The organism is Paenibacillus sp. NPDC056722 (assembly GCF_042790635.1).
GTDB lineage: Bacteria > Bacillota > Bacilli > Paenibacillales > Paenibacillaceae > Paenibacillus_AQ > Paenibacillus_AQ agri.
Genome location: NZ_JBHTYV010000012.1, coordinates 1 through 21,532 on the forward strand (window position 1 = coordinate 1; position 21,532 = coordinate 21,532).

The following is a 21,532-nucleotide window of genomic DNA, read 5'->3' on the forward strand; positions in this document are numbered from 1 at the left end:
TCGTCCTGAGCCAGGATCAAACTCTCCAAATTGGTATTTAGAAAGAGCGATTGCTCATTTTGAAACATCTGACGAGAATTAAAAATTCTCATTTTGAATTCACTTTCGTGAATTCGATACTCACTCGTTGTTCAGTTTTCAAAGATCAAGCTGTTCTCGTTGTCTACTTAATGTCTCAGCAGCAACTCTTATAATATAACACGTTATTTTCAGAAGCGCAAGTACTTTTTTTGAAATTCTTTTTTCAATCATTTCACAGCACTTTTCTCTGCTCAACAACGCTTTTACATAATACCCTATCTTTCAACAAAAAAGCAACCCTTAATATAAAAAAAAACAACCTGCTTAATAATTAAGCAGGTTGTTTAGTACGTTCTATGCATTTTAATAGAATTTAGCTGCAGTGTATTTACTAGAACTTTTGATCAGATCATTCTGAGCGCTTTTGCCCAGTCCGGCATCTACAGTTGTATCGATCGTCACCCATTTACCATCAATCAGCACTTCATTCCAAGCATGGTATTGAGCAACATAACTAGTATTCCCCATAACCAGTTTAGTAGGAACCCCTACACTACGAGACATTGCAGCAAACAGAGAAGCGTAATCGTAGCAGATGCCCTTTTTACTGGTCAGTGTATTATTGATATTAGGAATGTAGTCGGTAGTCACACTATTAGCCAACGAGTAATCATATTTCACATTGGCAACGATGTAATCATGAATAGCTTGTACTTTTCCTTGCACGGTTGTTTTGCCTTCTGTAAGCTGTTTGGCTTTAAGAATAGCAATATCGGAAGAATTCCATTTCACGTTTTGAACGGAACCCAAGTATACAGCGCTAGTGTCGTTAAGCGACAGATCCAAAGTTTCAGAGTAGAGCGATTTATATTTGTTGCCGGTTGTATTCTCCAAAACAGATACTTTATAAGAGCCATTGCCTTGTTGAAGCGGGAAAGATTCGACTTGCTGGGAGGAATAAAGATTGTAAGTGTAGCTATTGTTGTCCTTAGTAATCATGACCTTGATGCGTTTATCCTTCGGAACATCATATTGGATTCCCACCACGCCTTGACTTAGCTTCGAAGTATCCAACCACTTCGCGTCTGCACTTGCAGCGCTTGCTGAAGTGACATTAACAGAGGTGACCATTACAAACAGGGCCATTAATGCAAAATAAAACTTTTTCATGGATAAAACCCCTTTCGGTAGCTGGCTGCCATCCTTACGGGAAGGCCCTTTAGCTTTGCGTCCCTACCTTTCGATAGGTTTGCCGTTATCGTATAAGCTTTATCTATCCTCGCATCTACTAGAGAACTACTAGATTGACCATGGAAAGACAACAAAAAAAGCCTCTGCATTCGGTAGCTGGCTGCCATCCTTACGGGAAGGCCCTTTAGCTTTGCGTCCCTACCTTTCGATAGGTTTGCCGTTATCGTGTTTAGCTTTCTAAGTTAATTCTAGCATATTCATTTATATATTCAAAGCCTAAATCAATAGATTTACCCTAATTTATTGAAAAGATAACACTAATCTCTTAAAAATCATTATTTTTTTGCCGTCTGGGGCAACTTGGCATGAACAATAAGACGGTGCGTAGGGTTTACTAGCGGGTCACAGGTGATCAACGTCAGTATTTTATCCTTGTTATTCCCGTTCAACACCGATACATCCGTAGGGTCTACTACAGAGATATCATAGACCTTGTAGTCCAATTCCTCTGCATTAGTCTTCACTGTGATGGTGTCGCCAATGGCAACTTCGTTCAACCTGTTAAACAGCCTTCCCGTAGTTCTCGCTCTATGAGCTGCAATTGCTGCATTACCGACCTCGCCAATAGGAGTCGTCTCCTTCATATGGGCCGCCGCATGCTTCATATTAGTCTTAGTAGCTCCCTCAAGGATAGGCAGTTTCAAATCGATCTTATCGATCTCAATTAAAGCAATTACTTTCCCGCCAACCTCAGGTTCAGGCTCTGCTTGTGCAGGTGCTTCCGTTTGGGGCTCTTGCTCCTCGGCGGCAGACTCTTCTGCAAGCAACTGCGTTACCTGAGCATATTTGCTTTTGAGATCGTTATCGGCAGAGACCGGGACCAGATTACTGTAGCCATGTTCCGCCTCTTCCAGCAGCTTCTGCTCCTGCCGGTTTTCGTACCATTCATTCGCTTTCGGGTACAACATGACAAGAATTCCTGCAAGAATGATGAGATAAGAGAACTTACGCATGATCTTCACCCCCGTATTTTACATTCCTAGAACACCCATTTGCGACTTCCGAAAAAATTAATAACTACAGTGACGAAGGTTACCAGCACCTTGGACAGAAGTACCTGCACGCCGAACCGATCCGTCAGCACTTGCATCAGTAATAGAGAGATCCCAAGTACAGTTAGATTCAGGATGATGAACTTCAGCAGTTGTATCCGGTCAAAGCCATTATTGCCGCTGCGGTTACTGTCCCGAAAGGTCACTTTTTTATTGAGGATAAAGCTGTTAGCGGTGCCTGCACTGTAGGAGAACACTTGCGCCAGCCCATACATCACCCCAAGGGAATGGAGCAGAGTAAAGACTGCAAAATCGATGAGGGTATTAAGTAGTCCCACCGCGTTGAACTTCAGGAATTGAATGAACGCGACCCGACGGTTATTATCGGACATAAGTTTTATCCTTCCGACTCTCCTTCAGCTCCTCCTCAGGGTAGCCTCTCGTCTCACGCACAATGTAGAGCGGTCTGTCTTTGGACTCGTCATAGATTCGGCCGATGTATTCCCCGATGACGCCCAGCAGCATCAATACGATTCCGTTGAACAACAGATTGACGCCAACAATGGAGGTCCAGCCTGGAACGGTCCAGGAGGTAAAGACCTTTTGAAATAATACGAAGAATAAATACAGAAAACTGAAAAACGAGATGAAGAATCCAACGTAGGAAGCAATTTTAAGCGGCTTGTGCGAGAAGGAAGTAATCCCATCCAAGGCAAAACGGATCATCTTCTTCAGCGGATATTTCGTTTCCCCTGCAAAACGCTCCTCACGCACATACTCCACCATGGTCTGCCGGAAGCCGACCCAACTTACCAGCCCTCTGACATAACGGTTCTTCTCCTTCAAGCCCCGCAGTACATCGCACACCTTACGGTCTATCAAGCGGAAGTCTCCGGTATCCGTGGGAATCTCCACACTCGTCATACTGCTGAGCAGCCGATAGAAGAGCTTCGCGGTCACTTTTTTGAAAAGAGTCTCTCCATGCCGCTTCAACCGCTTCCCGTAGACAACCTCATAGCCTTCCTTCCACTTCTCTATCATCTGCAAAATAACTTCCGGCGGGTCCTGAAGATCGGCGTCAATAACCACCACCGCATCCCCTGAGGAATAATCCATACCCGCTGTAATCGCAATCTGATGCCCGAAGTTTCGCGAGAAATCTACCAGCTTGACTCGTTCATCGCGGTTACTGATCTCCTGCATAATCTCTACGGTCCGGTCGCGGCTGCCATCATTAACAAAGATCAATTCATAGGAATCGCCACATCTGTCCATCACTTGCTTCAACCGATCATAGGTATGGCTGATGACTTCCTCCTCATTGTACATAGGCACTACTACACTGTATCTGGCCTTCACCTTTGTTCCTCCTAGTAAATTTTATATAGGGCCTGTGGCAGCACAAGCCCTGAAATCATAAATCTTAGAAAACCCAAGACGGGAACCAGCGCAGAACACTTGTGACATAACTTCCATTGACCTGCATACCCGAAAGCACTGGATAGAAAGCAATAAAGAGCAACGCAGCCACGCCAACATAAATATAGCGAATGTACCGCGCGTTCGGATATCTGCTATCAATAAGCTTCATTACATATACAATAGCAAGAATCATAAACGGTACCATGGCAAAATAATGGTATAAGAATGTTTCGCGCGGTACGAGCATCCAAGGCACATACTGAGAAAAGAACGCGATCCAGATCATGAACAGATTTTTGTCTTTGCGCTTAATTGTCAGCCACAGCGAACCTATCATGGCAAAGATTCCTGTCCACCAAATAAGCGGATTACCCATGGTTACGATGCTGCTGACCTGCCCGGCTGGCAATCCTTCTCCGCCGCTAAAGAACCAGACGGGTCTTTTCATGAATGGCCATTCCCACCAGGAGGATGCAAAGGGATGTGTCGCAACGAGTTGACTGTGATAGTTGTACATATTCTTCTGGGCATCAATCAGACCCGTCAAAGTAAAGCCGTTCGCCGATGGCGACAAAGCGGGAACAAAGGACAGACCATAAATAACCGCGGGTATAATAACGAAAAATCCAATGCAGCTGGCAAGCGTTATAATGGTATTCTTCCAAAAGGAGTTCACCGCTCCACGACAAGCAACGGCCAATGTTTGATCACTCAAGCGGCCTTCGGCCAGCACTCGCTTGGCGGCCCGGTATTCACGGTAGCGGTCAACCAGTGCCAATGCCAGCATAACGGCCAGACCGGCCCCGCCGTACAGCACAATCCACTTGGAAGCCACGCCGATCCCGAAGAAAAAGCCGGACCAGAACAGTGGAATCAGCGTTTTGCCGAGTGGTACCTTATAGAAGTTCAAAGTGAAGTAACGCTGCATGAAATAGAACATTAACATAATGAAGAATACGCCATACACATCAATAGTAGAAATTCTTGTCTGCGTAAAATGCATAAAGTCCAAAGCGAACAATCCTGCTGCAAGCGCCGCATAACGGGTCTGCTTGAACAAGCGCAGCGCCATCATATAAATCAGCGGCAACATGGCAATTCCAAACAGCGTTCCGATGATCCGCCAGCCGAATGGATTAACACCGAACAACTCCATCCCAATGCCAATCAGCAGCTTGCCCAGCGGGGGATGTGTGTTCTCGTACGGCACGATGCCGTGGTAATGCTCATACGCGGTCCGCGCATGATAAATCTCATCAAAATAGGTGCTGTTCATGAAGTTGGAATACTCCGGAATCAGCGACTGCTCATCGAACAGATTGCCGGGTGCTCCCCGCTTGGCGGTTCCCCCATCAGGTGTAACGCTGGCAATCGGAAGCGGTGTTCTGCCTCCGTTCTGCTCGTAGAAGGCCATCTCATTCAAGGTGAATCCCGGCGAGACTACGGTAAGCTTCACATATCTTGCTGCCACACTCAGTGGCTGGCTTTTCCAGATGAATACATTGCCGACATCCTCATTGACTTCGAGCGGGCTGCCCCAGGCTTCAGGTGACTCACTGAATTCCAGCTTGAACTTGCCCGTCCCAACGCCTCCGAAGACATTCACACGCTCAAGCTGCCTGCTCTGTCCAAGATCCACATAGAAGCTCTCTCCGCTAGCCGCCGGTTCCCATAAAGTCTCCGGTGCCTTCGTAGATCCCAGATGGAACAAGGCAACTGCTGCATATACGGCAGTAATGACAAGCATCCAGGTCCAGTCCTTACGGCTAAGCTTCAGCTTGAATCGGGAGTTCCCTGCTTTATCCTTGAGAACCCGAATGTTCTGTACTAAGCCCAGATCTTCCGAACGATGCTCCTCCTCAGAGCGCAAAGGGAGCAGGTTCTTCACGCGGCTCTTTCCATATACATCGTACCCAATATATAGCATGTATAGTAACAAGGCCAAATTGGTGATCGCCGTCACTATAACGATGCCATCCGCTTCCGGGTTGTTGCCTGCATTCAGGTGGGCCAGCGTATAGCCGACGTTCACATATTGGGTCAAACTGAACCCCAGGAACAACGTCAGGAATCGCCGGTCCTTGCTTTGAATATAAGCGAATACGGTAAGTATCAGTGCAGGGTACATATAGCGCTCATGCATTTTTGTACCCAATACAAAGACAGTAACAATCAATACCATGCCAATAAAGAATGATCTGGATAAATCCTTACGATCCTTTTGGAATGAATAGAACATCGCCAAAGCTACGGCGACCAGAATAAAGACGAATCCCCAACCTCTGTACGAGATTCCCAGCCAGGTTTGATCCAAGGCCGACCACATCGGACCCGTTAGCGCATAGAGATTAAAGGCATTAACGGTTGAGTACGGATAAGAAGATAATGTAGCTTTATAAAGATTAATTAGTCCGCTTAGACCACCATTGTTCCAGAAGAATGGCGCTGCCAGCACACCGAAGATTCCGAGTCCATATACTGCGCCGAGCGCAAGTTGTTTCCAGGCCCGCTGGTGATAAAAGGCAAACAACAGCACCGGTGTAAAGATAAGCGCCTGTGGTTTAACAAGTGTGGCAATGGCAAACCAGATGGCCGCCCGTACCAGCGACTTGTTCGCTGCTCCTTGAATGCTAAGCAGGAGGAAGATAAGGAAAAAGGAATCCGCCTGTCCCCAAGCAGCGGAATTGATAAGAACCGCTGGATTAAACAAGAACAGTAGCGAAAGACCAAGTGCGATCCCGGAGCCGAGTTTTTGTCTGGCCGCCCGATAAATCAGTCCACCAAGCACCAGATCCGAAATGATCGCCGGCAGCTTGAACAACAGATTCTCTCCACCGGAGCCATGTGCCAATCCAAATATCCCGCGGATCGCGCTCAGCACATACAATATGTACAAATATCCTGGTGGGTAATCAGCGAAATACCCTTCCTCATAAAATCTGCCAGGCCCCAAATCCAGCATTCGCTGACCCCAGGCAATAAAGGTATTCATATCATTCTGGTAACCCTGCGCAGTCAGTCCGATCCAGACCCGCAGAATCAACGCTACACCAATCGAAATATATAACCACCGGCTGTATACATTCTCCGGTTGCTTCATTAGTTTGTTGTTACGGAAGACCCGGTTACAAAGCACTGCGAAAAAGGCGCTGAACAGCGCTGAAATCAGCAGCAACTTTGCCGGAGAGATTTTGTGCGGTGTTTCCGCAGGCTTGCTGTCTCCTCCTTGAGGTGCCGAACTGTTATCCAGCGAGATAATATTGCTGCCTTCAGGAGCAGCATCTAGCGGTTCCACAGCCAAATCATCGAAGTAAGCCTTGCCCTGGGTCAGACTGGCATAACCGCCAAGACTGGCACCCACGCCGAGTTCCTTCTGATTTGGACCTGTCTTGCCGATGAACTCTATATACTTCCATTCTCCGGCAGTCTCCATGACACCTGGATAACCACCTCCTACTCCAACTATGAACACACCGGCGCCAAACCCTCCGCTTGCTGCGTTCACCACTTTGACCCAGCCAGAAATTTTATACAAGTGATCCGGCTCTACTTGAACTGTCTGAATCCATTTCAAATGGTTCGGCTGCAAATTCTCGATTACAGCTGCTTTACTGCCAGAATGGACCTCGGACGATTGCACGGACACATAGCCGGCATCCTTCCCCGGAATCCATGCGTCTTCTGTCCAGCCGGACGGAGCGCTGTCATCCCCATCCTCAAAACCCGGATTCTGCAGCAGGTTGCCCTCCGCAAACACGCTTGTCACCGGAAGCATGAAGAGTACGCATATGACAATGAGTATTGCGGCTGCACGTGTATTCTTGATCATCATTGTTCCATCCTCACCTCATCAATGTTAATCCAGCCGTTTCCGCCGGTAAAATAAATCTCCGCCTGTTCGCCCTCTAGCAGGCTCACTGCGGGAAGTTCAATCTGATGATAACTTGCACCTTCGGTGAGTTCGGTTTCAGTAAGGATAGCGCCGTTAACCCGTACGCCAAACTTTCCGCCTCCCCCACCTGCGCTAATCATTGCCGAGATCTTGTACTCCCCGGAATTCTGCGGGGAAATCAATTGGGCAACGGTCTTTTCTGTACCCGGATCAAGATAGGCCAAAGAACTTCCTTGATACGGATTATTGGTCCCGATTCCTGTCCCGGCTGTAAAAGTCCAATGCAACGCCCCTTCCTCGAATCCTCCGTTCATCAGTTCATGACGGCTATCTTCGCCTTCAGTATCCTGAGGGTTCACAGGTGAAATTCCTTCGCGGTCAACAACTACAGTGTAGTTCTTGAATCTCTTAATCTCGTATCCTTCACTCCCGGCGGGGAGAGGATCACCATTCCAGAAGATATATGCCGCCCGCTCACCCGGAACGATCGCCGGACCCCCAAACCTGTAACGCCCAAATGAGCTTACTAGCTGAAAGGGAGCGCCTGGATTGGCATAACTGACGGTTTTCTGAAAATCATGAGGATTGATAGTTTCATAAAAGAGTACATAGATATAGGGCATGTTGACCTTATCGGTAACATAGATATTCCCTTCAGTCTCCTCAGAAGCATACTGGATGGCCTCTCCGATAGACTCATAAAAGTTAGGGCCGATCTTCTCTGGAAAATCACGGAAGTACGCCATACCAAACAAAACAAAAAACAGGGCGAATCCACCCGCTGCAACCAGGCCCGCTCCCTTAATCTTTCGGCCAAGCCACAAGAAGCCGGCAACAATCAGCAGAATTACAGGATAGAAAATAACATTAATCCGGTTAATGTTCACACTCGTAATAGCAGCCATCAGAATAGCTGTCACGAACCAGAGCAAGATCACCGACTGGCCTGTGCCGTAACAATCCCGGTTCCGTAAAGACCTTATTATAACAATAAGTCCTACCAGGACAAAGGGCAATCCAAGAGAATAGGCGTAACCGTAAGGTGATATGGAATTCCACGGCAGACCATCACTTCCACTGAGCATTATCTTGAAAAATTCACGGAGATTGCTCCAGGCTGTGTCGAGCATTTGCCCGCCGAAGACCGAGGAGACCTGCTCCACTCGCGGTGTAGTTAATCTTGGGATGGAAAAGAACGGGGTAGAAAAGCCCTGTAGTTGATAACGATTGATCATTATAAAGGATAGAATCGGCAAAGCCAGCAGGATAAACAGTACACCATTCCATAGAATGGTCCGTAGCTTCAACACTTTTCTATACAATAGAAGAATTACAGTTCCCAAAGCAAAGATCGGAACAAAAAAATAGGCAGTCCCATAGGCATAAAGCGATAACGATAGCACAACTGTAAACGCATAGGACCATTTCGGAGCTTCGAAAGATCGAAGCAAGCAGTACACAGCGATCAGAATCAACGTAGGAAACAGATTCGATTCCAGCGCCCACCTCGACATCATGATATGCCATGGATTAATAGCGATAAAGAACATGGCGGCAAGACCGGCTACCTGGGAGGAGAAGAGTCTTTTGGACAAAAGATAGAATACAACCATACCCACTAGCCCCATAAGCAGACTCGCCATCCGCACCGTTACCGGTGATAATCCGAATAACCAGATAAATGGCATGGATAAGTAGGCATACAAAGCATTTTGCCCGCTGCCCCAGGCGATCAGGTGGATTGGCAGGTGGATTCCGTTTCTGTCGATACCATAATGAAGTATAGCGTAGGCGTCATAACCGATCGACGCTTCGTCCTGATTCAGTCCTGGCGGAATGGAACCAATATACACTATCCGGATCATCGCTCCCAGCAGGAACATTAGTACGAGCCAAGGGTTGTTCTTGCAATAGTTAAATACCCGATTTAGACTGCTGGACAACATTTATCACCTCTTCAACAATATAATCTAAATATTGGATGATGGAAAGTCCGATACGCAAAACCCACAAAAAAACGGCCCCTTCAACATTGAAGGGGCCGCAGGATGGATTTCTCGGATACGGGCTTTAGCCCTGACTACCCATTAATGCATAACGGAGAATAATCAGGATCGCGAGTACCCACATCATCCAGTGAATGTCGTATTTCTTTTTGCCAGCCAAGTTTGAGACAGAAGCAAGAATGACATAAGTAACGATACCGAAGGAAATACCGTTAGCGATATTGTAAGTGAAAGGCATGATAACAAAAGTCAGGAACGCAGGAATCGCAACGACCATGTCCTGGAAGTCAATATTACGAAGCGATTGCGCCATCAGCACACCTACAACTATTAGAGCCGCAGCTGTAGCAGAACCAGGGATAAGCGCAGCCACAGGAGCAAGGAACAGTGCCAACAGGAAGCAGACGCCTGTAGTTACCGCGGTAAGACCTGTACGACCACCTTCAGCAACCCCGGCAGCACTCTCTACATAAGCCGTAGTTGTGGAAGTTCCGACCATGGCACCACCAGCTACTGCCACCGCATCTACGAACATTGCCTTACCTACACGCTTCTTACCTTCTTCAGGGTTGTCCATAATGCCAGCACGTTGAGCCGTACCTACAAGTGTACCAAAAGTATCAAACAACTCTACGAAAGTGAATGTCGCAATGGCGGAAATGATACCGGTATGCAGAATGCCATCCCAGTCAAATTCCATGAAGTTCAATTGAGTGAAATCAGGAACCCATGGTGTTTGCGGGTTGGACAGAGGACTGAAATCCACTGCACCCATCAGAATTCCCACTGCAGTAGTACCTAGAATACCGAACAGGATCGCGCCGCGAACATTTAGTACCATCAGGATTGCGATCAGCAGCAGGCCGATAATTGCAAGCTGGACATTGGTATTCTCCAGGCTGCCCAGATGGATAACTGTTTCAAAAGAAAGGACATCTGTGAACTTATGAGCGGCAATGTCGTTTACGGCTTCTACGCCGATCGTCATGATTCCGCTGTTCTTAAGGCCGATAATGGTAATAAACAAGCCGATACCGACGGTGATTGCATGCTTCAGGCTGTCAGGAATAGCTGTCAACAAGATCTGACGTACCTTGGTTACCGTTAGCAGGATAAAGATCAAACCGGAAATGAATACGGCGGTAAGACCCATCTGCCAAGTGAATGGATGATCCGATGTGGCGGATGACAGGATAACCGATGCGAAATAAGCATTGAGTCCCATACCAGGTGCTAATGCAACCGGGAAGTTAATGAACAACCCCATGGCAATAGTGAAAACACCTGCGGCTATCGCTGTAGCCAAAAATACAGAATACCATCCCATGTCGATCTGGCCAAAAGCGGTCAGTATGTTGGGATTTACGGACAGGATATAAGCCATTGCCATAAACGTAGTCAAGCCGGCCATAATCTCTGTACGAACGGTAGTGCCATTCTCTTTCAACTTGAAAAAGCGATTCAAATTGTTCTCCCCCTAAGGTATGTTGTGTCTGACAGCAACAAAAAGCCGGAGTCTGATAGACACCGGCCAGATAAAAAAGAGTAGGTTCCTGCATATCGCCAATCTAAGGGCGAAGACCAACAGGAGATTGTTCTCTTCTTAATCGTAGCCAGGTCATTACGGTGACCTGTAGAGACTTCCGGGCCAATTCCCGGAATTATACGAGTAAATGATGTTGTTGTGCTTTATCATTTTAGGGGGATATGACATCCCTTGTCAATGACAAAAACGAACAATAAACAGTATTTTTTTTGTATTGTTCGTAAAAACGACATTTCCCGTCAATTTCATATGGGAATCAGCAAGAAAAGCTTGTTAAACATAGCGCTACTACCACTAGGCTGCACGTTAACAATGAATCTTTACACTCTATAACGCACAAAAAAAAGACCATCTATCAGTTCCTTCGCCGATCATAGAACACCTGAACGTGCAACCCCAATCATCGCATTTAACACGATTCGGTTATCCAATACAGGACGTCACGTGTAAATAATCTATGATGTCCAACCCACGTATTACTATTTAAACAGTTTAAAAATATTCTAGTATAGACATCGAAAAATGTTAAATTTTGTAATCCTTAAAGAGTGTTATATTATAGATTAAAATGGCTAAATAAAATATAGTCGGGAGATTTTTCTCTATGAAGACAATACTGATTATCTTACTTACTCTCTTAATTGGCTCATTACAAATAGGTTTTGGATTTAAAAAGAAATCTATTTTAGCTAGAATTTTTCCAGTAGCGTTAATTGTATTCGTAATTACCTTTTTCATTGTGATCCATGAAGTTCCTTCTGTAAGAGACATAATAACTACTTTACTTGGCTTGCTAGGGTTACTTATTCTTTATGCAATCGGCAAGAGAAGAGCTAATCATTCTAAAAAATCTTCGCTCACCAAGTATTGAAAAAACACTTTTAACGTAGCAATGTTGTTATTGATCGTTCTGTTGACTTCTTTTCCGACACACTGGCGTTTCTGTATGTATTTCTTGATTTGAAGCTGCTTCACTTCCTCAGCTTCGGTGACACCTAACCCTTTATCCGCAAACCTTTCCCACCTATACAAGCGAAATATACGAAGATCAACGCACTTCTTTTCCCTACCCAAAATTTCTGGATTAAGTTTGAAATCCTCAATTAACTCTTTGATTCTCGTCATAAAAAATACTCCCTTCTATTTGCTAAACAACGCAGATAAAAGAGAGTATTTTATTCAATCTATTGTTGCTGTTGACCTATTCCCACTCAATCGTTGCAGGTGGTTTCGAAGTAATGTCATAAACGATACGGTTTACGTTCTCTACTTCGTTGACAATACGGACGGAGATTTTCTCAAGAATATCCCAAGGGATACGTGCCCAGTCTGCGGTCATGCCATCAATGGAGGTTACTGCACGAATACCTACGGTATAGGAATACGTACGAGCATCACCCATAACGCCAACACTCTTCATGTTCGGTAATGCAGTGAAGTACTGCCAAATTTCGCGGTCGAGACCGGCTTTGATAATTTCCTCACGCAGAATGTAGTCGGAGTCTTGAACGATCTTCAGTTTCTCCTCTGTCACTTCGCCCAGCACACGGATAGCAAGACCCGGGCCCGGGAACGGCTGACGCCATACGAGAGCACTTGGCATGCCCAGCTCTTCGCCCAGCTTGCGGACTTCGTCCTTGAACAGGGTGTTAAGCGGTTCGATCAAGCTGAATTTCATGTCTTCCGGTAGGCCGCCTACATTATGGTGCGATTTGATGGTTTGCGCTGTTGCCGTTCCGCTCTCCACAATATCCGTATACAACGTACCTTGTGCAAGGAAGGAGAAGTCGCCCAGCTTGGCCGATTCTTCATCGAAACAGTAAATGAATTCGTTGCCGATGATTTTACGCTTTTGCTCAGGATCATCCACACCAGCCAGCTTGCTCATGAAACGCTCTTTGGCATCGATCTTCACCACATGAATATCGAATTTACCGACGAACATCTCCATAACGCTCTCGGCTTCACCTTTGCGCAAGAGACCGTGATCAATAAACATACAGGTCAGCTGATCCCCGATAGCACGGTGAATAAGCATCGCCACTACGGAAGAATCAACACCGCCACTAAGGGCGCAAAGTACTTTTTTGTCCCCTACTTGATCCCGGATGTCTTGAATGGCTTCTTCAATAAACGATTCCATCGTCCAGTTGCCTTCGCAGCCACACACTTCATACAGGAAGTTCGAGATCATTTCGTTACCATGCTCGGAGTGACGAACCTCAGGATGGAACTGTACCGCAAAGAACTGGCGCTCGGCATTGCTCATAGCCGCAATCGGCGCGCTTTCGGTACCTGCATCAAGCTTGAAGCCTGACGGAAGCTCCACTACATGGTCTCCGTGGCTCATCCATACAGTCTGACGGTTGTCCAACCCTTTAACAAGCTGAGCACCTTCTACAAAATCAACATCGGCTTTACCGTATTCGCGTTTAGCGGAACGTTCAACCTTACCGTCAAGCTGCTGGGCCATCAGCTGCATTCCGTAACAAATGCCGAAAATTGGCAGTCCCAAGTCATAAATCGCCGGATCTACATGCGGTGCATCTTCAGCATATACGCTGCTCGGTCCACCAGAGAAAATGATCCCCTTCGGCGATAACGCCTTGATCTTCTCCACTGGTGTATTGTAAGGCAGAAGCTCACTATATACTCCCAAATCTCTGATTCTGCGCGCGATAAGTTGGTTGTATTGTCCTCCGAAATCGAGAACAACGATGATTTCATTTGGCTTGTTCATTACGTGCCTCCCTTGATTATTGGATTCATTATACTCATGGTTAATTCGCACCGTCAAGGAAAGGAGGGCATGGATTTGGCTGGATTTTGTCATGTCGATTGCTGTCAGGATCGATGAAGGCGGCAACATAAATGATGCGGTTGCGCTTCCTTTTTCAAGGGGCACCGCTTCTTGCAAGTGTATCAATGCCTGACCTTCCACTTCCTGCAGACGGTTTATGTCAGCCGGAAGGTGATCCTGAGGCATTCCCGCAGAAAGGCTTCACCTTCATTGGCGGCTGATGACGGGGCGGAAGAAGCCGCCGGGGGAGTGCGGCGGGAAGCTGATGACCCGCCGCACCCGCTGTACGCCAGGGTCTCCCACTGGCGTACGAACCGCCGGACCGCTGCGCGCAGTCCGGCATCTGCGATCGGCAGGGAGTCTGCGTACTCCCTGCCCGTGACCCCGGGCGGCGGCGGCCCATACCGCGCCGCCAGCCCGTGCCAGGCCAGAGAGGCTGCGCGAAGCTGCCTCTCCCGGCCCACAGCCCTGCTGCGCGAAGCCCACAGCAGGGCCAGGCTCCGCCGCCAGTGCCACGCGGCGGCGGGAAGCGCCAGCGCCGCGAGCTGGAGCGGCGCGGGTACCGGCCCGCCCGGCAGCGGCTGGGCGGGCAAGTTCTCCGCGTGCTGAGCAGCGGAGAGGCCGGACCCGGCCGGCGGCGCCAAGGAAGCCGCCGGAACGGCAGGCTGCGCGGTGCCAGCACCCGCGCCACCCGGCGTAGGGTCGAAGGGGACCCAGCCGACGCCTGGAAAGTATACTTCGACCCAGGCATGGGCATCGCCCTCAGTAACGGCATACCGCTGCGGCCCGGGACCTGTCACCAGTTGGCCAGGCCCATAGCCTTGCACGAAACGGGCCGGGATATCGGCACTGCGAAGCAGGACGGTCATGGCCGTTGCAAAATGAACACAATAACCGCGCTTTGCCTGGAACAGGAAGTCATCTACGAAGTCACTCCCGGACGGCGGGAGCTTCGTATCCAGAGTATAGGGATAATGACTCTGCAGATAATCCCTTACCGCCACAGCAGCATCATAGCGGCTTCCAGCGGCGGCCGTAAGCTCGGCTGCTAAAGAGGCCACCCGGGCCGGCATCTGGGATGGCAGTTCTAAATATTTGCTGCGAATCTCTTCAGGGTCAGCACGCTGCACGTTACGCAGAACAGCGTGATTGGATTCGGGTAATATAGAGAGAACCGTGTAGCCGGTGACCCGGGCGTTGCCTGCCTCATCCGGCAGACGAAAGCTGTCTCCTTCCTTATTGACAAGAATATAGCCCAGACGACTTCCGTCCTCCAGTTCCCCGGACTCCATGTCGGCAATAAACCCTGCGCTGAATACCGGAAGCCCGCCCGGGGATGGCGCAGCCAATAGAATCTGCTGCCGCAGTGTCTTACGGCCAGTCAGCCCCGAATCAGTTTCCGAAGGAGGCTGCGGAAAACCGGAAAGATTTAGCGGAGTAAAAGAGTCCGCCTCTCTGATCCAGCGGCGGCCGTCATAGTAAGCCAAACTCTCGCCGCGCCAATAAGTCCGCTCATCGCTGAAAGCCGTAAAGACCGGCTCTGTACCGGGTGTTAACGGGGCTCCCAATTCAGCAGAACTCAAACTGTAACCCGTAGTTCCCCTACCCATGGCTTCTATACTTTCCTTCATATGCCCGGCAGCCCAGTCATTTAACTTGCTGAAGGCAGAATGCAGTGGGATCTGATTCACGGAGCGTGAGCCGTAAAGCTGTTCCCCGCACCAAGCGCCTATCATCAGAACAATAGCTACGACAAAAGCTGTACTGCCCCAACGACCATAAGGAATCCTCATGTGGGTATTTCTTTCCCGTAAACGAAACAGCCCGCCCATCCCTCGCATCCATAAAATCAATCCTGCGGCCAGCATCACCTCAACGGTCGTCTCGATGCTAAAGGCAATATCCAGCAACAATAAATAAGCCATGGATACCATGCTAAAAAGCGAGGAACTCCCCCTATGTATTGCCAAATGCTGCACAGACGAGACCAGCATCCCCCAGCCTGCGGCTAGAATCAGCAATCTGCTGGCATTGCCCAAATCCGCAACATGTCCTGATAAAAGCATAACGAGATCCCTTAACAGTTCTGCCGGGTATTCTGCCAACCAGCCGGTCCCCTCTTCCCCACCAGCCAGATACGCCCAGGCCAAAGCAATACTCGCAAACTGTAGCGTCAAAAGAAGCCAACCAGGTAGCTGAAGCATGCCCCAGAAAATAAGCACAGCCGCCGTTAACATCAGAGTTGTCATCAGGCTGGCCGTTTCAGGAGTAGTTGAGACCCGGTACAGTGGAGAAAGCCACAGGACAAACAGGCCTAAAACAGGCAAAGAGAACAGTAGGCGGTACCCGAGAGGGACTTCCCCCTGCATTCCGACCTGGCTGTTCTCTATTATGTGGGGCCCTGATTCCGCTCCGGTTAAAGTCCCGGCCGTCTGAACATCGTAAGCCTGGGGCTTCCCGAAAGCCTCCCGCCCAGTGAGGGGGGGCTCCGTTCTATGCGCTCCTAATCCGCCCCCGTAACTGTGCCGGATCGCACCGGATTTTTTGTTACCATATGGTTGGTTTTCCGGCTGATTCATGGAATTCCACCTCCCCGTGTCCATAAACAGGCAGCGCACCGTCCAGGCAATATAATGTGGCACCGAGACGGCGCAGACTGTCTGAAATGCTTCCCGCAGTGGAAGACTTCTCACGACCGGCGCTGCCTCTCTGAGGAGCAGGCAGATCCCATACATAATAGAGATCCATCTTGATACCCTGCACGAGATAACGTGCAATAGCCTTGGCCGAATCCTCGTTAAGCTGTCCGGTAATCACTGCAACAGACATTCCCGGAATCCAGCTACGAGCGGCATCCTCGAGCAGCTCCGGCAAGCTTCGTCCACCGTCCGGGGCAATCTCAGTAAGCATGTCCAACACCCGAACTGGCAGCTTTCCTAGCCCCTCATGACGCGCCAGCCCTTCGGGCCAACCTCCGGTAAACAACTGCACATACGCTCCGGAGTGTTCAGCAGAGAGCAATTGTCCCGTTGCCGCTGACACCGCTTGCTCAAAGCCGGAAGGTCTCTCGCCCCTCCGTCCTCGTGCTCCAAGTGCACCATAAGGAACCTCATAGCTCACGGCACAATTGTCCAGCACAACACAAGTCATGCGCCCACGTTCCTGTTCCGGCACCCTGCTCTGCAGAACACCACGACGCGCACTGTTCTTCCAGTGTATCCGGTTCAGCGGGTCTCCCGGCGCATATTGACGGATATCGACAGCCTCCTCATTGCTGCCACGATTCCACTTCGCGGATCTGATCTGATCCGGAAGCACCCCGCCTTCCGGCGCCGACCAGCGGAAATATAATGGAGCAGGTGACACCTTGAAAGTGGCCTCCCCTACAGGCTTGCCGCTGCCCGTAAACCACCCTGGCAGATCCCCCCACACCGCTCTGCAGGCCCGCAACCGGTGAACTCCTCGGGGCAACTCGTTCAACTTATAGGTATACGAGAAGGAACGGCGAAATCCAGGAAATAGCAGTTCTTGATGGCTGACACTCCCCCAATCATCGGATATGATCATCCAAGGGAGTGGAATCCGTGAGGTGAAACTGACCTGAACTTGCACCCGGAGTGTATCTCCCGCAACAGGACGGGTTGTCGTAACCGTTCGCTCTACTTTGATCCGGCGAGGCCCGAAGAGTTGCAGTACTAACCCGCCCAGCAAGAGAAGAACGACTACGCACAAGAGGAAGAGCAGCGCTTGCCCTCCACGCCAGGCGTAGAGGACACCAATTATGCCTCCTGCTGTCAGCATTCGCAGCCATTCTCCTAGAGCACTACTACGATTTCTGAGCGTTACCGCCCTTGAGATCGGCTGTGAGCCTTCTTTTCCATGACTTTCTTGTTGAGATGAAGAGGACAATGGGATACCCTTCCTTCGGACATAGACTTGCTCTATAGCCCCTAGGCCTGTGATGCGAACCTCGGGCAAGAGCGTGTTAATATCTATTCTTTCCAGGAAAAGATCCCCTCAGACTATTATTTTCATCCTTTTTGCCGGCTCAAGCAGGAACAGGATACTGCCGTGTCAGGCAGCTTTTACCCGGCGTTCCTCCGAAGTAGCACTGATTGCCTCCAGAGGGTGGCCAGCTGTCTCCAGCAATTCTCTCAGTGGCACCCAGATGGCGCCGCCGATGATCTCCACCCTGGCAGCCCGTTTCTCCTGAGCACCTCCTGGAAGACTGACAAGCAGCTCCCCTCCAGATACATCTGCTGTCACGGTCCTGCTGTTCCAGATCACCTGACCACTGCGACTTGTCTGATCCCACCTCACCTGTCCACCAAGCCGTTCCACCACAGCCCGCAGCGGCACCATATATTGTCCATTAATGATTCTATATTCACCCGGATTCAATTTGGTCTCCAGCAGCCCTACCTCTAGTGCGAGTGTTCTGCCCGGCTGGAAAAGTGCGACATTCGGCAGGATATTGGAAGCGATCCAAGCATTGGACGGCTTCAGCCGGTCCAAGCCCGCTGCCTTGGCTGATACCCTGAACTGCACGGGCTTGACACTATCGTCCAGAACCTTAAAGGTATAGCCTGCTGCCTTGTAGCGAGCAATAATCTGGGGCAGTGCCTTGGCACTTTCCCCGTGTCCCCCGCCATCATGCAGCAGCAGTACAACCTCGGAAGACGTTAAGTCTTTGGTAGATTCCCGCAGGATTTCAGCTGCTGGTACACCTTTTCTCCGGGAATCACCGCTGTCTACCGTCCAGTCCATGACAAGATAACCCGCTTGATTCAACAATTGGAAATAGGTATCATCAAAATGACCAGACGTTCCGCCCGGGGCGCGAACAAGCCGGGGACGTTCACCTGTAATTTCACGGATAATATTCTCTGTCTGTTTAATTTGGTTCCAGAATGCGGTGAATCCGCTATATAGATTATGGTAATCATGATCATAAGAATGATTGCCGATGGCATGCCCCTGCTCCCAGATGGCATTAATCAGCTCGGGGTGGCTTTTTGCAGCGTTTCCGAGCACAAAGAAGGTTGCCTTAACCCCCTGTTTTTGCAAAATATCGAGGACCTCCCGCGTGATTTTGCTCGGACCATCGTCAAACGTAAGGTAGACCGTTTTAGCTGCTTTGGTTGCTGTGGCTGCCACTTGTTGAACTACAGCCGTCTCTGCCACTGTTGTGGGTAGCTCTAGATGTTGTATCGGAACCGCATTTAGCGTCGAATTTTCAATAGGTGTTGCTGCCAAAACAGCCGGGACAGCGGGAGTAACCGGGTCCGCTTGCACCGGAGCTGCCAGAGGATTATGCTGAGAAGAAGAGGCATCCGCATTTGTTGCCTGTAGTGGAAGGGGTCTTGCCGACCCGGACCCGGAATACGTATCTGTTCCCCAGCCTGATGTCACCAGCAATGCCATGGCCATAATGAGCAATCCGCGGAACATTATCCGGCGGCCGTTTGTATTATTGTTACCCTTCATCTTTTCTACCTCCAGCATTCTATTGGCTCTCAAAGCCGTTAGTAGATTGTATGAAGACAAGCTTTCAATTAGAATACGGCTTTTTCGCCTTTGGAGAGTGAATACCTTATGGAAGTACTGGAATGGATTCAGGAATTATTCGCCAACTACGGATACAGTGTACTGTTCTTCGGACTTTTGCTGGAATTCGTCGCGCTGCCCTTTCCAGGGGAGACCACGATGGCCTTCGCCGGATTTCTCTCCTATACGGGCAGACTGGATTTTACTTTGCTAGTCTTAATCGCTTTTCTAGGAACTACGGTCGGTATGACCATTACCTACTTCATCGGACTCAAAGCCGGACTCCCCTTCATTCAGCGATATGGCAAATGGTTTCTGTTCTCAGAAACCAAGCTGGAGAAGACGCAGCGCTGGTTCGAAAAATACGGAAGCGTCCTGATCTCAATCGGTTATTTCATCCCTGGTGTACGTCACTTTACCGGATATTTCGCCGGAATTATCGGCCTGCCCTTCCGTAAATTCGCCTTGTATGCCTACAGCGGCGCTTTGTTCTGGGTCGTGCTGTTCCTTGGCATCGGCCGAGTCTTCGGGCCACAGTGGATGGGCGTATTCCATATCTTCGAGCTATATGCAATCTGGATTATCTCTGGCATTGCAGGCTTAGTTGTCCTGATACTCATGTACCGTTATCGCAAGGGAATCGCAGCCTTCCTGCTCCGGCGCAGAGCCAAACTTAAACTTGAGACTAAAATCAAAGAGACTTCCAAGGGACGGTGATTGAACCGTCCTTTCTCTTGTTCATACGAATTTTGGCATACACAGACAAGATCAGTGCAATACATACGAAGCCCACTCCGCCCCATAATCCAAGCTGCCTTGGCCTCATGGCCTCGAGGACAAGTCCCGCACCAAACATGGACAGGCCCAGGAGTGTACTGCTCACGGCCGTGAGCCATCCGAAAATGATCGGCTGGTAGATTACAGGCGTTTCCCTCATCAATAAAGTATCGAAACAGGCACTGCCGATGCCTCCTGTGAAGGCAAGTATAATGTACAGCCCAAACACAGCCACGAAACTCTCACTAAAGCTGATTGTAATCAAGAGCATACCTTCCAGCAGTAATCCACCCAGCGCTCCCAGGAGCAGCCTCTTATTCAGCAAACGTCCAGCCAAAAAGCTAAGGCTAAGCCCGATACCGAGTGCACCATAAAAAGCACCTACTCCCAAATCTCCAGCCCCAAATTCCTGCACCGCGTATACGCTGATCAGTACATTATCCAACCCATTGACTAGTGGTACGAGCAGTTCAAAAGCAAAAATAATTTGCAAGACTACGCTACCAGCCACTAGCCCCCATATGTTGCGTGCCGACGGTGAAAATGGGGTTGATCTCGTAGAAGCTTGGGCTTCGCCATGTTCTTGAGCCTGGTCGTGTTCTTGGGAATGTTCTTGAGCTTCTTCTTGAGCTTGAGCCTGTTTCCCGTCCGAGCTACTGCCATAGCCTTGCGGAAAATGAATACCGGCAAGCATTAGCGCAGCAAGCAGAAAGGATACAGCATTCAGAATGAATGCCCACTGAGGACCGAACCATAACGAAACGACACCACCGGCAAAAGCACCCAGTATCAGCACTATGCCCATCATCAATTGCTCCATCCCGTTGACAGCCAGCAGGCGTTCCCGGTTCACCAGCAGCGGAATGGACGATTTGCGAATCGGACTATAAATGGCCTCTCCCGCAGCCAACAGGAAGCTCGCGGCGTAGATTACCCAAATTTTGTCCGGACCGTCTACCCATAAGAAGGCCAATGCCACAGGTACCCGCAGCAAATCCGTAGCAATCATGATCATTTTGCGTGGCAATCTTCCGCCGAGCATGCCCCCAAGCGGAGCCAGCAGCAGAAAAGGCAACACCCTTACCCCAAGTGATATCCCCACTGCCAGCCCCGATCCCGTCAGATGCAGCACAAGCGACAGCATCGCCACCTGACTGAAGCGGTCACCAATTCCATTAATAATTCCTGTGATGAATAATCGGGTATAACCGCGGTGGTATTTCAAAACGGCACCACCAGATTCTGAGTTCATGATGCTTCCTCATCTCTATAATTAGA

At 49.2% G+C, this 21,532-nt stretch carries 15 protein-coding genes and 3 riboswitches; of the genes, 2 read left to right on the plus strand and 13 right to left on the minus strand.

Translation table 11 applies throughout. The annotated features are described in order from the left end of the window. Window positions 1-384: 384 nt before the first annotated feature. The 7 genes from ACFRAM_RS22660 to ACFRAM_RS22690 form a co-directional block, all read right to left on the minus strand. Window positions 385-1,191: a transglutaminase domain-containing protein gene (locus ACFRAM_RS22660; protein ID WP_379468337.1), complete on the minus strand. Its 807-nt coding sequence runs from the start codon at window positions 1,189-1,191 to the stop codon at window positions 385-387. A 13-nt stretch (window positions 1,192-1,204) separates the two neighbouring features. Further along, window positions 1,205-1,285: riboswitch (cyclic di-GMP riboswitch) on the minus strand. A gap of 75 nt (window positions 1,286-1,360) precedes the next feature. Next, a riboswitch (cyclic di-GMP riboswitch) is annotated at window positions 1,361-1,441 on the minus strand. Between the two features lie 106 nt (window positions 1,442-1,547). Beyond that, on the minus strand, window positions 1,548-2,225 hold the full coding sequence (locus ACFRAM_RS22665) for a class D sortase (RefSeq protein ID WP_379468339.1): 678 nt from the start codon (window positions 2,223-2,225) through the stop codon (window positions 1,548-1,550). 26 nt (window positions 2,226-2,251) lie between these two features. Further along, the gene (locus ACFRAM_RS22670; protein WP_379468341.1) at window positions 2,252-2,656 is read right to left on the minus strand and encodes a GtrA family protein; all 405 of its coding nucleotides are present in this window, start codon (window positions 2,654-2,656) and stop codon (window positions 2,252-2,254) included. Then, a complete protein-coding gene (locus tag ACFRAM_RS22675; protein ID WP_379468343.1) occupies window positions 2,646-3,623 on the minus strand; it encodes a glycosyltransferase family 2 protein in 978 nt (325 codons plus the stop codon). Before ACFRAM_RS22675 ends, ACFRAM_RS22670 begins: the two co-directional genes overlap by 11 nt. A gap of 64 nt (window positions 3,624-3,687) precedes the next feature. Then, window positions 3,688-7,518: a glycosyltransferase family 39 protein gene (locus ACFRAM_RS22680; protein ID WP_379468345.1), complete on the minus strand. Its 3,831-nt coding sequence runs from the start codon at window positions 7,516-7,518 to the stop codon at window positions 3,688-3,690. Next, window positions 7,515-9,524 carry a glycosyltransferase family 39 protein gene (locus ACFRAM_RS22685; protein ID WP_379468347.1) on the minus strand — a complete coding sequence of 670 codons (2,010 nt, stop codon included), beginning with the start codon at window positions 9,522-9,524 and terminating at the stop codon, window positions 7,515-7,517. The genes ACFRAM_RS22680 and ACFRAM_RS22685 overlap by 4 nt, the downstream gene beginning before the upstream one ends. Before the next feature lie 124 nt (window positions 9,525-9,648). Beyond that, window positions 9,649-11,049 (minus strand): NCS2 family permease, encoded by a 1,401-nt coding sequence (locus ACFRAM_RS22690; protein ID WP_175372130.1) that lies wholly within the window; start codon window positions 11,047-11,049, stop codon window positions 9,649-9,651. A 125-nt stretch (window positions 11,050-11,174) separates the two neighbouring features. Next, window positions 11,175-11,273, minus strand: a riboswitch (purine riboswitch). A gap of 461 nt (window positions 11,274-11,734) precedes the next feature. Between ACFRAM_RS22690 and ACFRAM_RS22695 the strand changes: the two genes are divergently transcribed. Then, window positions 11,735-12,001, plus strand: a complete 267-nt coding sequence (locus ACFRAM_RS22695) for a hypothetical protein (protein WP_379468350.1) — start codon at window positions 11,735-11,737, stop codon at window positions 11,999-12,001. Here the strand turns inward: ACFRAM_RS22695 and ACFRAM_RS22700 are convergent. The 5 genes from ACFRAM_RS22700 to ACFRAM_RS22720 form a co-directional block, all read right to left on the minus strand. Continuing rightward, entirely contained in the window at window positions 11,968-12,255 is a 288-nt protein-coding gene (locus ACFRAM_RS22700; protein ID WP_379468352.1) for a site-specific integrase, read from the minus strand. The two genes, ACFRAM_RS22695 and ACFRAM_RS22700, sit on opposite strands and share 34 nt — an antisense overlap. A gap of 76 nt (window positions 12,256-12,331) precedes the next feature. Then, window positions 12,332-13,870 (minus strand): glutamine-hydrolyzing GMP synthase, encoded by a 1,539-nt coding sequence (gene guaA, locus ACFRAM_RS22705; protein WP_379468354.1) that lies wholly within the window; start codon window positions 13,868-13,870, stop codon window positions 12,332-12,334. 215 nt (window positions 13,871-14,085) lie between these two features. Further along, on the minus strand, window positions 14,086-16,509 hold the full coding sequence (locus ACFRAM_RS22710; RefSeq protein ID WP_379468356.1) for a transglutaminase TgpA family protein: 2,424 nt from the start codon (window positions 16,507-16,509) through the stop codon (window positions 14,086-14,088). Then, the gene (locus tag ACFRAM_RS22715; protein WP_379468358.1) at window positions 16,478-17,731 is read right to left on the minus strand and encodes a DUF58 domain-containing protein; all 1,254 of its coding nucleotides are present in this window, start codon (window positions 17,729-17,731) and stop codon (window positions 16,478-16,480) included. Before ACFRAM_RS22715 ends, ACFRAM_RS22710 begins: the two co-directional genes overlap by 32 nt. A 273-nt stretch (window positions 17,732-18,004) precedes the next feature. Further along, a complete protein-coding gene (locus ACFRAM_RS22720; protein WP_379468360.1) occupies window positions 18,005-19,417 on the minus strand; it encodes a polysaccharide deacetylase family protein in 1,413 nt (470 codons plus the stop codon). A 108-nt stretch (window positions 19,418-19,525) separates the two neighbouring features. Here ACFRAM_RS22720 and ACFRAM_RS22725 point away from each other — a divergent pair, with 108 nt between their 5' ends. Further along, window positions 19,526-20,194 (plus strand): DedA family protein, encoded by a 669-nt coding sequence (locus tag ACFRAM_RS22725; RefSeq protein WP_379468362.1) that lies wholly within the window; start codon window positions 19,526-19,528, stop codon window positions 20,192-20,194. Here ACFRAM_RS22725 and ACFRAM_RS22730 read toward each other — a convergent pair. Continuing rightward, window positions 20,169-21,506, minus strand: a complete 1,338-nt coding sequence (locus ACFRAM_RS22730; RefSeq protein WP_379468364.1) for an MFS transporter — start codon at window positions 21,504-21,506, stop codon at window positions 20,169-20,171. The two genes, ACFRAM_RS22725 and ACFRAM_RS22730, sit on opposite strands and share 26 nt — an antisense overlap. Window positions 21,507-21,532: the final 26 nt, after the last annotated feature.

Excerpts from the sequence above, each read along its gene's own strand:
- ACFRAM_RS22660 (WP_379468337.1), bottom strand. The coding sequence starts at position 1,191 with ATGAAAAAGTTTTATTTTGCATTAATGGCCCTGTTTGTAATGGTCACC.
- ACFRAM_RS22695 (WP_379468350.1), top strand. The coding sequence starts at position 11,735 with ATGAAGACAATACTGATTATCTTACTTACTCTCTTAATTGGCTCATTA.
- ACFRAM_RS22665 (WP_379468339.1), bottom strand. The coding sequence starts at position 2,225 with ATGCGTAAGTTCTCTTATCTCATCATTCTTGCAGGAATTCTTGTCATG.
- ACFRAM_RS22720 (WP_379468360.1), bottom strand. The coding sequence starts at position 19,417 with ATGAAGGGTAACAATAATACAAACGGCCGCCGGATAATGTTCCGCGGA.
- ACFRAM_RS22670 (WP_379468341.1), bottom strand. The coding sequence starts at position 2,656 with ATGTCCGATAATAACCGTCGGGTCGCGTTCATTCAATTCCTGAAGTTC.
- ACFRAM_RS22700 (WP_379468352.1), bottom strand. The coding sequence starts at position 12,255 with ATGACGAGAATCAAAGAGTTAATTGAGGATTTCAAACTTAATCCAGAA.
- ACFRAM_RS22710 (WP_379468356.1), bottom strand. The coding sequence starts at position 16,509 with ATGAATCAGCCGGAAAACCAACCATATGGTAACAAAAAATCCGGTGCG.
- ACFRAM_RS22715 (WP_379468358.1), bottom strand. The coding sequence starts at position 17,731 with ATGCTGACAGCAGGAGGCATAATTGGTGTCCTCTACGCCTGGCGTGGA.
- ACFRAM_RS22730 (WP_379468364.1), bottom strand. The coding sequence starts at position 21,506 with ATGAACTCAGAATCTGGTGGTGCCGTTTTGAAATACCACCGCGGTTAT.
- ACFRAM_RS22685 (WP_379468347.1), bottom strand. The coding sequence starts at position 9,524 with ATGTTGTCCAGCAGTCTAAATCGGGTATTTAACTATTGCAAGAACAAC.
- guaA (WP_379468354.1), bottom strand. The coding sequence starts at position 13,870 with ATGAACAAGCCAAATGAAATCATCGTTGTTCTCGATTTCGGAGGACAA.
- ACFRAM_RS22725 (WP_379468362.1), top strand. The coding sequence starts at position 19,526 with ATGGAAGTACTGGAATGGATTCAGGAATTATTCGCCAACTACGGATAC.
- ACFRAM_RS22680 (WP_379468345.1), bottom strand. The coding sequence starts at position 7,518 with ATGATGATCAAGAATACACGTGCAGCCGCAATACTCATTGTCATATGC.